Annotated in this window: 9 protein-coding genes; 5 read left to right on the top strand and 4 right to left on the bottom strand. The window is 39.8% G+C overall.

Annotated elements, in window-relative coordinates:
- The first annotated feature begins 237 nt into the window (after positions 1 to 237).
- Together ACEW80_RS03845 and ACEW80_RS03840 are read left to right on the top strand one after the other, a co-directional pair.
- Positions 238 to 1,476 carry a trypsin-like peptidase domain-containing protein gene (locus ACEW80_RS03845; RefSeq protein ID WP_373525321.1) on the top strand — a complete coding sequence of 413 codons (1,239 nt, stop codon included), beginning with the start codon at positions 238 to 240 and terminating at the stop codon, positions 1,474 to 1,476.
- Positions 1,476 to 2,576, top strand: coding sequence for a hypothetical protein (locus ACEW80_RS03840; protein ID WP_373525320.1), 1,101 nt, complete (start codon positions 1,476 to 1,478; stop codon positions 2,574 to 2,576). The genes ACEW80_RS03845 and ACEW80_RS03840 overlap by 1 nt, the downstream gene beginning before the upstream one ends.
- 118 nt (positions 2,577 to 2,694) lie before the next feature.
- Here ACEW80_RS03840 and cysH read toward each other — a convergent pair whose 3' ends face one another.
- Complete coding sequence (gene cysH / locus ACEW80_RS03835) at positions 2,695 to 3,420, bottom strand: phosphoadenosine phosphosulfate reductase (RefSeq protein WP_373525319.1); 726 nt, start codon at positions 3,418 to 3,420, stop codon at positions 2,695 to 2,697.
- An 803-nt stretch (positions 3,421 to 4,223) separates the two neighbouring features.
- Positions 4,224 to 4,553 (bottom strand): heterocyst frequency control protein PatD, encoded by a 330-nt coding sequence (patD, locus tag ACEW80_RS03830; RefSeq protein ID WP_373525318.1) that lies wholly within the window; start codon positions 4,551 to 4,553, stop codon positions 4,224 to 4,226.
- A gap of 318 nt (positions 4,554 to 4,871) precedes the next feature.
- On the opposite strand from patD, the gene ACEW80_RS03825 reads away from it, so the two are divergent.
- Positions 4,872 to 7,142 carry a bifunctional (p)ppGpp synthetase/guanosine-3',5'-bis(diphosphate) 3'-pyrophosphohydrolase gene (locus ACEW80_RS03825; protein WP_373525317.1) on the top strand — a complete coding sequence of 757 codons (2,271 nt, stop codon included), beginning with the start codon at positions 4,872 to 4,874 and terminating at the stop codon, positions 7,140 to 7,142.
- 350 nt (positions 7,143 to 7,492) lie between these two features.
- On the opposite strand, the gene ACEW80_RS03820 is transcribed toward ACEW80_RS03825, so the two are convergent.
- A complete protein-coding gene (locus ACEW80_RS03820; protein ID WP_373525316.1) occupies positions 7,493 to 7,975 on the bottom strand; it encodes a tetratricopeptide repeat protein in 483 nt (160 codons plus the stop codon).
- 716 nt (positions 7,976 to 8,691) lie between these two features.
- Complete coding sequence (locus tag ACEW80_RS03815; RefSeq protein WP_373525315.1) at positions 8,692 to 9,465, bottom strand: hypothetical protein; 774 nt, start codon at positions 9,463 to 9,465, stop codon at positions 8,692 to 8,694.
- A gap of 244 nt (positions 9,466 to 9,709) precedes the next feature.
- Between ACEW80_RS03815 and ACEW80_RS03810 the strand changes: the two genes are divergently transcribed.
- On the top strand, positions 9,710 to 9,784 hold the full coding sequence (locus ACEW80_RS03810) for a hypothetical protein (protein WP_373525322.1): 75 nt from the start codon (positions 9,710 to 9,712) through the stop codon (positions 9,782 to 9,784).
- Between the two features lie 244 nt (positions 9,785 to 10,028).
- Complete coding sequence (locus ACEW80_RS03805) at positions 10,029 to 10,406, top strand: DUF2294 domain-containing protein (protein WP_373525314.1); 378 nt, start codon at positions 10,029 to 10,031, stop codon at positions 10,404 to 10,406.
- The last annotated feature ends 258 nt before the right edge of the window (positions 10,407 to 10,664 follow it).

The raw sequence follows: 10,664 nt of genomic DNA, 5'->3' as shown, positions 1-10,664 counted from the left end.
AAGGATTTTCATGTTCTTTTAACGTTTTTAATAGCCGTTCCTTCTGCTCTTGATAAAGATGGTTTTTTGCTGGCATATATAGCTGATGATAGCTTTTTTACTTAATATCACATTATACAATCAAGCTGCGCAGCAGCTTATAATTACTGGTCATTTGAGCTAGATAACTCAAAAGCTCTACGGAAAGAATATATTGATAATCTATATGAAACTGTCTTAAAACAGATTGAAATAGCTTTGAAAAAACACCGTATTCAAAAAAATTCACTGGAAGAGTTTATTCAGGATTTGAAGCGTCGATTTAATCAGGTCAATTATACCCAGACTATTACAGATCCTATAATCATAACCCCAATTTTAAGCAACAACGTGCAAACATATAATCTCCAGTTAGATGAGATAGTTCAGCAACAAACATCAGAACTTGTCGCTGATTCATTCTCTGTCCCAGCTACTCAAGCTTTTGACAATTCGTTATTTGCAACTGAAAATTATAGTTTAAGTTGGACAAATGAGAACGTCATGAATCCTGAAATATTTTTAGAGCAAAATGATGTTGTATGTTTAGAGGAGAGTTTAGAAAAATTCTTTGCTACGAGGTTTGAAAATGCAAGTAGTTGGAGAAGTGTATTTAGCTCATCTGGTGTTGAAGATTCTTTTATTAGACCTCTAAATTTTATTAGTAATCCTGTAGAATTCAGTAACAGAGTAGTAGCAAAATTTAAAGATTATAAAGTCTCTAATCAGCGATTAGATGATCACCCAATGGTCAAATTATTACAGTATCTACTTAATCGAAAAGGAAGTTATGAGTTGGAAGACCAAGATGTAGACTTATTTACCAAATTGGTTGAACGGGGCCGAGAAAACTTCAGCGCTTTAAAGGCTCGTAACACTGTTTGCAGAATCGAATCACCCAAGGGAATGGGTATTGGTACAGGAGTATTGGTAGGTAAAAATCTATTACTAACCTGCAATCACATTTTCAGTAAAACCCAAGTTAGACAAGCTTGGGTACGTTTTAACTACAATGCTGACAGCCGTCAGTTAGACAATGATTTATTTGAACTAGATATGACTTTTGTCAGCTATCATAATCGTCCTGACTACGCTTTAGTCAAAATAAAAGATAATCCTCAGCAACAAAAAGCTGTTTTTATTAATGAAACATCTATATTAGATAGCGATCAAGATGTTCGTATTATCCATCATCCACAAGGAAACCCGGTGATAATTTCCGACTTTGGACAAATTACGCAAGTAGGAGAAGATTACATTAACTACAATGTGAAAACTGATGACGGTTCCTCTGGCGCACCAATTTTTAATCGCCAATGGGAATTGATTGCAATTCATCAAGGAAATCCCGGTATAGGACGTTCTGTAACTCCAGGTTCAACGGGAGGTATTCCCATTCGTGCTATTTGGACTCAAATTTCACCGCATTTAAGTTCATGTGACAGAGGAATAATTTAATGAGGTTTATCCAGAGTTTATCCGAAACTTTCAGCCGTGAGGCTGCAAAATATAAAACCCTTTCTCTACCGAAACATCGAGTTGATGTAGATTACGATGAAAAACCCATTTTTGCAGGTGAAGCCTATTGTCGTATCTGGCTAGTGGAGATGCGCTTGGCTAAAGATGTAGAATGGTTCAAGCAAAGATATCCGGTGGTTCATGCTGCTGTCCGCTTCAATCATGGTGGGAAATCTGTAATAATTCCTTATTTAGCTGCACCTGGACAATTAGAAAAATCAATAGCAGATAATTTGGATAAAGTTATTCAGTGCAACTATCCTCTCACATCTTTATTTCCTTTCAATGATGGATTAGTCGAGTTACAAGCAGGTTTATTTAGCATAGCTAATAATGACTCCATCGGTAAATTTATTAAGACGATGGGCAGATTTTCTGAATTGTTACCTGTGCCGGAACTTTCAAGTGTTATAAAGCTAGCAGAACCAGTATATCGGGGTATTGAAGATTTGCTCGATATTGGTGAGCGTCGGTTAGAACTAGGCTACCAACAAACATTTTCTGAAGCTGATGGAGGTGGTAGTAATTCCCTGAAAGCAGGTTATTTTGCTGCAATTTTGGCGCAGGATAACAAGATAAACAGCGATAATCTTTGTATTGTAAATGATAGCCTCTGTCTTGGTTCACCTGGAACAACTAAAACTTTTGAGCGTGACGGCAAACCCCTAGAAGGTTATAGTTATATGCTTTTTCGTATAGAAAAGCGTGAACAGCAAGATTGGGAGTCATTAGAAACTATAAAAGAGCTAGTTACTCAAGCTCAAAATGCTATTTATTCAGGAGAATATGAGAAAGTAAAGAAATTTATTTTACCTGCTATTGAAATAGCTATTCTCCAAAGTCCTGATGTAACGAAAGCTGACCGAGGCAATATGAGATTAAAAATTGGAGAGGAATTGAAGGAACTTGGTTTACAATCTACAAAAGTGCAAAAGCGATCGCTTTACTCAATTATGCAGCGACCTTTGCCACAGATTGACGCAGCAACACAAGCTGAATTAGCTTCTCTAGAGCAGCTTTTTCAGCAAAGTTATCAATAAACTAGCCTCTAAATTTGTTGTGCAACAGTGTTATCTAACCGCAGACTAAGCAGAAAAGGGAAGTCGGGGGAAATTCTTCTTTTCTTAATATTCCCGACTCCCCACTCCCTACTTCCCCTTAAATATGAATTCCACATTCTGTTTTATTACTTCCCCGCCAGCGTCCGGCGCGTTCGTCTTCGCCTTCGCCGATTTTGGTGGTGATGGGTTCGTCGCCGATGCTGGGATAACCTTTGTCGTGTAGAGGGTTGTAGATGACTCCGTGTTCAGCCACATAAACCCAGCTATCTTGGCGTGTCCAGGTAGCTATGGGATTTACTTTCAGCCGGCCTTTACCATCTAACTCAAATATGGGCATATTAGCACGGGTTACTGCTTGGTCACGGCGGCGTCCGGTGATCCAAGCGACACTGTTGAGTTCGTCTAGACTCCGTTGCAGTGGTTCAATTTTTGTAATGTGGTGGAATTGGGCAATATCTTTGTCCCAGAGTTTTTCGCCGTACTTGGCTTCAAAGGCTTCGCGGGTGTCTACATCTGGAGTTTTGTAAGTTTGCAGATCCAGATTGTAGACTTGTTTAGCTTTGGCAACTAATTCTAGGCTTTCGGGGAAGTGGTGCAAGGTGTCGAGAAATACCACAGGAACTGGATGCTTCAGTTCACTGTAAAGAATATGGGTAATTATCATGTCATCTACGTTAAAGGCGCTGGTTTGCACCAATTCCGTTGGGATATTCTCTATAGACCATGCCAGTATGTCTTTGGGAGTGGCAGTTTCAAATTGCTGATTTAATTGCTCTAAGTCAAAAGCGATCGCTTGGGTTTTAGATGCCGTGGAGACTGTCATGATAATCTTCTTTTCAAATAATTTCTACCTTGATTAAGATTTATTTTACCCCATAAAGGCGCGTATTCCGCTCGGAGATTAGGTAATTAATACGTTCGGGAATTACTACATATGCATTAAGCCTTGTTCTATTTTTAATACTCCGTGAAAAAGAATACATAAGTAAGAATTACCATATTTACTAAGAAAAGTTACGGTAATTTAAGTTTTACAGTAATTTTATGGATATTTATACTGATATTGATATGGTTAAGGAACTATTAACAAACAGGATTTTACTTACAATGAATAATTCAAAATTACCCAATCGATTAGGCGAATCTATGATTATGGGTGCTTTGATCATGTTGACCAGCGTTGGCATCATTACGATAATGAATGCTTTCTAAGATAAAGAATTCTAATTTTAGCAATAAAACTTTACAAAGCCCTGCTCAAAACTGAGTAGGGCTTTTAGCTTTTACTTTTTCTGATGTCGATACATCTGCGTATGTTAACCCTCTGTTGTGATTTTCAACAGAGAATAATCTCTAAAGCGTATTTTTACGTAATTTTGCAACGCCGAGAATTTCAATGACAAAATTGGAATGCATTAGCGAAACTCCTGCCTTGGTGAGACTTCCATAATTCCTGATTATCTATAAGATTTAAGATAGTGATAGTTTTCTCTCTCACAGTGTCCTTTACCAAATTTAAACTTGTTACCAAAATAACTTTCCATGATCAGACGTAAATGAGATGATGGAGTAATTAGAGAAAAAGGTGGACAATTGTTATTTCTCTCCTTCTCCTTCTGCTTCTGGTTACAAAATGGCATCACAGTATTGAATGAGAGTTGTCAAGCGATCGCTAATCGTCTGAAGTCTCGCTTGTACAGTAGATGCCTGCCGCGCTCCTTGCAAAAACATCACATCTATTTCCAACAAGCGCAGTTGCTTGCTCATCTCCGTTTGATAAGACTGCACTTGCGAGTTTTCATCAGCTATAGGCACAATCTGCTGCCGGAAAAAGTGCTGCAACGAGGCTACACGTTGCCGCAGTTCAAGTGCATCAATTTGCGTAGTTGTGGCATCGGAGCGTAATTGCTCTAGCAAGGTTACGAGTGCCAAATATTTCTCACGGTTTAAAGACATCCAGTGCTAATTAAGATAGTATTAATGTCAAGTAATTTTTCTTCTACAATAAACTTTCTTAAACACTTATCAGCACTAAAAGCCTCAAATCGTTATTGTTTGAGGCTTTGTTTGCCATCAATGGATTTTCAATTTTATAATCCTTGAGACTCACACTGGATAACTACCAGACGCTCCTGCATTGCTCTATCGGCAATTGAAGAATCATCCTGACACTGTTTTTTCTACCCGTCTTTGGGCAACAGCATCTTTGACGGCAATGCTGCTAGTTTTGTGTATTTCACACTTATCTACCGATCCCCTTATAAACCAAATTGTATGAGCAGCATAGCTATAAATTCATCACCTGATCTTGCCATTCCGGAATGGTTAAAAAAATGTTTGAAGGAGTCATTGACAACTAGCGGTGTGGCGGAAGATGACCGAAGGCATAGTGATGCAGTCTTGATTGGTCGCGCATTTGAATTTGCTTACCAACTGCATCAAGGTCAATACCGCAAATCGGGAGAACCATATATTGCTCATCCCATTGCTGTAGCTGAACTGCTGCGTGACTTGGGGGGCAGTGCTGCTATGATAGCAGCTGGATTTCTCCATGATGTAGTTGAAGATACAGAAGTTACAAGTGAAGAAATCGGAGAGCGCTTTGGCCCAGAAGTGCGCCAATTGGTCGAAGGTGTCACCAAGCTTTCTAAGATCAATTTCACCAGCAAAACCGAAAGCCAAGCCGAAAACTTCCGGCGGATGTTTTTGGCAATGGCGCAAGATATTCGGGTAATTGTGGTGAAGTTGGCAGACCGTTTGCATAATATGCGAACTCTACAATATATGTCAGAAGCCAGCCGCCGCCGCAGTGCCCAAGAAACGCGAGATATCTTTGCACCTTTAGCCAATCGGTTGGGGATTTGGAGAATTAAATGGGAACTGGAAGATTTGGCTTTTAAATATTTGGAACCCGAAGCTTTCCGCCAAATGCAGGAATATGTTTCTGAAAAACGGACGGCGCGAGAAGAGAAATTAGCCAAAGCTACAGACATTTTGCGGGAACGTTTGCAGCAGACCGGAATTCACTGCCAGGATATCAACGGTCGTCCGAAGCACCTTTATAGCATTTACCAAAAAATGCAACGGCAGCAAAAGGAATTTAATGAAATTTACGATTTGGCAGCGCTGCGGATTATTGTCCAAACCAATGAGGAATGCTATCGAGCGTTGGCGGTGGTTCATGATGCTTTTCGCCCAATTCCTGGGAGATTTAAGGACTATATTGGACTGCCAAAGCCTAACCGTTACCAGTCATTGCATACTGGGGTGATTGGCCTAACTGGTCGTCCTTTAGAAGTGCAAATTCGGACAATCGAAATGCATCATATCGCCGAGTATGGAATTGCCGCTCATTGGAAGTACAAAGAAACAGGAGGTTCTAGCATTAGCCATTTGACAGCGACAGATGACAAGTTTACTTGGCTGCGGCATCTGCTGGAATGGCAAAGTGATCTTAAGGACGCACAAGAATATCTTGATAGTGTCAAAGATAATCTGTTTGAAGATGATGTCTATGTCTTCACGCCTAAAGGTGATGTTGTGCCTTTGAGTCCTGGAGCTACAAGTATAGATTTTGCTTATCGGATTCATACCGAAGTGGGGAATCATTGTGCAGGGGCGCGGGTGAATGGGCGAATGGTACCTCTGTCAACGCGGTTGCAAAATGGGGATATTGTAGAGGTTATTACCCAAAAGAACTGCCATCCGAGTTTGGATTGGTTGAACTTCGTCAGAACTTCGGCAGCAAAGTATCGGATTAAACAATGGTACAAGCGATCGCGCCGCGAAGAAAATGTAGCTCGTGGACGGGAATTGTTAGAAAAAGAACTTGGTAAAACTGGTTTTGATAGTTTACTGAAGTCAGATGCGATGGAGACTGTCGCCGAAAAGTGTAACTACCACAGCGTAGAAGATTTACTCGCTGGTTTGGGTTACGGCGAAGTTACGTTAAACCTAGTGTTAAATCGTTGGCGAGAAGTTGCGAAGGGACAACAACCAGTTTCCACTGTGCCACCATTTATCCCTAAAGAAGCAACTACATCAAAAGCTTTGCGAGATGCACCTGCAACTACCTTCCGCTCCACAGATTCGCCCATTGTTGGGGTAGAAGGGTTGGTGTATTATTTAGCTGGGTGTTGTACCCCGATTCCTGGCGAACCGATTATTGGTGTGGTGACGCGAGGTAGGGGGATTTCGATTCATCGCCAAGGCTGCAATAATCTGGAGTGTGTGGAGTATGAGCGCCTAGTACCAGTCAGATGGAACGCAGCCGCCGAAAATAGTGGTCGTCCGCACACGTACCCAGTGGATGTGCAAATTGAAGCCCTTGATCGTGTGGGGGTATTAAAGGATATTTTGTCACGCTTAAGTGACCAAGGGATCAATGTCCGCCATGCCCAGGTGAAAACCGCTATTAGTCAACCTGCATTGATGGACTTAGGAATAGATATACGCGATCGCTCTCAACTAGAGCAAGTGTTTGTCCAAATTAAGAAGATGAGCGACATTTTGAATATCCGCCGCGTTGGTCAAATCGACGAGTAGATGTTTAAATTTGTAGGGTGCGTTGACACTGTGTAACGCACCAATTTAGGAGTCGAACCGCCAAGGCGCAGAGTAAGAGAACCTAAACAGTAGTCTTTGCAAATACGTAGTGGCGTAGGCGCAGCCCGTCGTAGACATCGCCTAGTAAAATACATCATGTTATATATATTCTACTAATAGTTTGTACCAAAGGTAACTTTGATGCAACCAAAAATTGCTAGTTGACGGTTGGTTGCTGTTAGCACAAGCAGCAATAACGCTACTACTAATTCAGATAGAATCCTATTGAATAAAATTGCAGCGAATAAGGCATTTCTTGTCTACAAGACGCTACGCGAACATTTGGAATTTTATTTGCCGTTGTAGCTGAATCTGAATGTACATTCTAGAATCAACTTTTGATTCACTAGCGAATAGGGTTGAATTTCTAAAGCGCGTTGAAAAGCTCGAATAGCTTGACCATACTCTCTTAGTGCCGCATAACACAAGCCCATACCATGAAGAGCGCCAAAGTGTATTGGATTTACCTGCACAACCATCTGACAATCTTCCAGAGATTTTTGATAATAACCAATACTGTAATAGAGAAAAGCACGGCGATTCCAGGCTTCGGCAAAATCTGGCTGGTCTTTGATTAGTGCCGTCAGTGCTGTTTCGGCTTCAGCAATTTCACCTGCATCTAGTAACTTTTGACTGCGGTCAATTATTTCCAACCCATAAATTCCTTTTTGCTGAAACCAAATCCTCCAGATTTTTCTGGTTGCTTTTTCGCGGACTGTAGCATCGGGGTTTTTCAACTCTTCAAGTAAGGAATTGATAGATAAAGAATCCATAAAGTTGAAATCAGTGAATATACCTTTGTTTTAACTTTCTCACAAAATATATCTACAAAATCATTTTTAAAGTCATCTTTAAATTTAAGGTGATTAATTGCTAATTATAAATTTCCTGTGTTATTTACTTTATTCAGCAATATGACTAATCCCAGGCTCAACAATTAGAGTTTTAAATGTTGGTCATGAGGATACCAAACTTTTAAACCTAAAAACAGTTCATAAAAACATTACAAACTTGCGTCTACATTCCACTTGATTGCATAAAGCTCTTTAGGTATGCGTTGGGTGTAGCCGAATCTCGAAATTCCGTTTTATATGCATGGCGCTGAACTCGGAATAGGTGGTACATCCCCCAATACTGTTCGGTTAAGCCCAAAAAATAAAAATGTGTAGGTTGGGTTGAGGAACGAAACTCAACATTTTGCGGCGTTTGTTGGGTTTCGCAAAGCTTCAACCCAACCTACAATCTTCTTAACCAAACCGTATTGGTACATCCCCTATCTGAACCCTGTATTTAAGCTTTAGGACTTACGCAAAAGTACACGCGGTAGGGGCAATTCATCTAGACGCATACTCCTAGGTCGAAGCAAGCTACGCGTACGCGGAGCGTCTGTCTGCGACACGCTGCGCGAACGTAGAGAGGCGGCTACTCTACGAGTTCTCCAACGGAGTACCCGCAGGATATTGCCCTAAGAAGAAAATAAGGGTTTCGGTTATTGTTTGCGTAAGTCTTGAGCTTTTAAGGTATCTGCCTGCTCTTGAGTTGTAATAACTGCTGCTTCTGGAACTTTGACTCCATCTTCAAGAGTTACGCCAACGACAATCGCTCCGGTACCAATGGTTACATTATTGCCAACCTTGGAACGAAACAATACAGCGTCGTCTTCAATAGTCAGGTTATCGCCAACCTCCAATGGGCCGTGAAAAACAATATTGTCATCTGTGTTCAAGTTTTTACCAATGCGTACATTTGAAATCTTTGCACCATGCAGTACAAAAGCGCCATCTTCTAAAACAACATTGTTTAAATCAGCAAGAAAACCTATAAATGTAAAGTTACCAATTTTGGAGTTCTTTATTTTTGCTTGATGTGCAATGCTGACTCGTTCTCCGGTACTGCTTGAGCGCTTTCCACAGTTGGATGAAGGGGCTGGAGTACTTCGTAATGCTAATAATAAAATGTTGTCTTGAAGATTTGTTTCATTACCAAGACAAATTTGGGTATCCGGGTCTGCACTCAGAACAGTATTAGATGCAACAAAAACTTTTTTACCAACAAATACGTTACCAAATAGTTCAACCAAAGGACTGATGAAGCTGGAATTGACAACGATCTTTTGTAAATTCTGTAAGCGAACTAATGAACTTTTTTCTGCTGCAACTGCAAAATGGCTACTATGAAATCCTACAGCAAGACTTAGTATCCAAGCCGATAAAAAGCATCCAATCACAAGAAATGTGAGTTTTTTTCTAGATTTGACAGGCATACTTATTCCTTTTTAGTTTTGCGATCGCTCAGATAATTTACTTAATCATCTCACTTTTTGGGCAATGCTTTCTGAGTTACTCATGATGTTGACAAGCGAGATCCGCTTGTGACACATCCAATGCTAGCCACTGGTAATTTAGCTGTAGCAGTTGTGGAACGGCTATCTCTTAATCAATTAAGTTTGTCTGTTTACTCATGCTGAACCGGAAGGTATTGAGCATTTACGTGAGGCTGATTTTAGTGTGTCACTCTATACCGCAGCCATTGATGAGCATTTGGATGAAAATAACTATATTATCCCTGGTTGGGAGATATAGGCGATCGCGCCTTTGGCACAAAATAAGTTGAGTACCCATGAGTAAAAGATGATCAACGTAGCAATTAACCAGACACTGCAAGAATCGTTGATTAACAACTTTTACCATCGTCAAATTTTAAAATTTTCTCAGATAATTTTATAGCAAATATATCATATTGATACACTAAACTTACATACGACAGCTATAATTTACGTAAGACTGTCACAAAACTAAAACGATTAATATTACATTGTAACTACTAATGATGCAACCTAATATGGGACAATTAGAAAGAGAAATATCACAGCGGATCATAAATTTATATAATGAGAAAGTGGGTCAGCCTCCTAGCCAAATCATTTGCCATTTTTTTGATACTGAAATTGTAATTTCTTTAGAAAACTCTGTTACTAAATCTGAGCAAACTCTACTGAAAGCAGGTTATGCCAGTTTAGCTGAACAAGTGCGATTATATTTAGATAGAATAATTAAATCAGAATTGAAAAATTTGATTGAGATAATTATTGGTAAATCTGTAGTCGATTTGATGATGAACACAAATTTAACAACAGGTCGTACTGGAATTATTGTGGTTTTAGCTCAATTACCTGAGGTTCCTAATCCAGAATCTATTTCTTAGGAAAATGTGAAGAATTTAGGTGACTAATGTGGCGGCTGATTACCACTTCTAATTGATTAAAATCATCGGGTTTAGTAATGCAATCATCAAATCCTGTGGGCATCGTGGAGTCATAATCTTGTGCAATTCTTTTAGAGGTGTTACTTATGCAATGATTGGGATAGCAGCAGTTTTTGGCTCGTCTTTGAAGTAATCAATGACTACCGCAGGCATCGCTTCAGTTGCATCACCAGAAATTGATCAGATATTTAGATATAT

This window comes from Nostoc sp. (assembly GCF_041747015.1).
GTDB lineage: Bacteria > Cyanobacteriota > Cyanobacteriia > Cyanobacteriales > Nostocaceae > Nostoc.
The sequence above is the reverse complement of the archived record's forward strand: the minus strand, read 5'-3'. Positions and strand labels throughout refer to the sequence as shown.

Excerpts from the sequence above, each read along its gene's own strand:
- ACEW80_RS03840 (WP_373525320.1), top strand. The coding sequence starts at position 1,476 with ATGAGGTTTATCCAGAGTTTATCCGAAACTTTCAGCCGTGAGGCTGCA.
- cysH (WP_373525319.1), bottom strand. The coding sequence starts at position 3,420 with ATGACAGTCTCCACGGCATCTAAAACCCAAGCGATCGCTTTTGACTTA.
- patD (WP_373525318.1), bottom strand. The coding sequence starts at position 4,553 with ATGTCTTTAAACCGTGAGAAATATTTGGCACTCGTAACCTTGCTAGAG.
- ACEW80_RS03825 (WP_373525317.1), top strand. The coding sequence starts at position 4,872 with ATGAGCAGCATAGCTATAAATTCATCACCTGATCTTGCCATTCCGGAA.
- ACEW80_RS03820 (WP_373525316.1), bottom strand. The coding sequence starts at position 7,975 with ATGGATTCTTTATCTATCAATTCCTTACTTGAAGAGTTGAAAAACCCC.
- ACEW80_RS03815 (WP_373525315.1), bottom strand. The coding sequence starts at position 9,465 with ATGCCTGTCAAATCTAGAAAAAAACTCACATTTCTTGTGATTGGATGC.
- ACEW80_RS03805 (WP_373525314.1), top strand. The coding sequence starts at position 10,029 with ATGATGCAACCTAATATGGGACAATTAGAAAGAGAAATATCACAGCGG.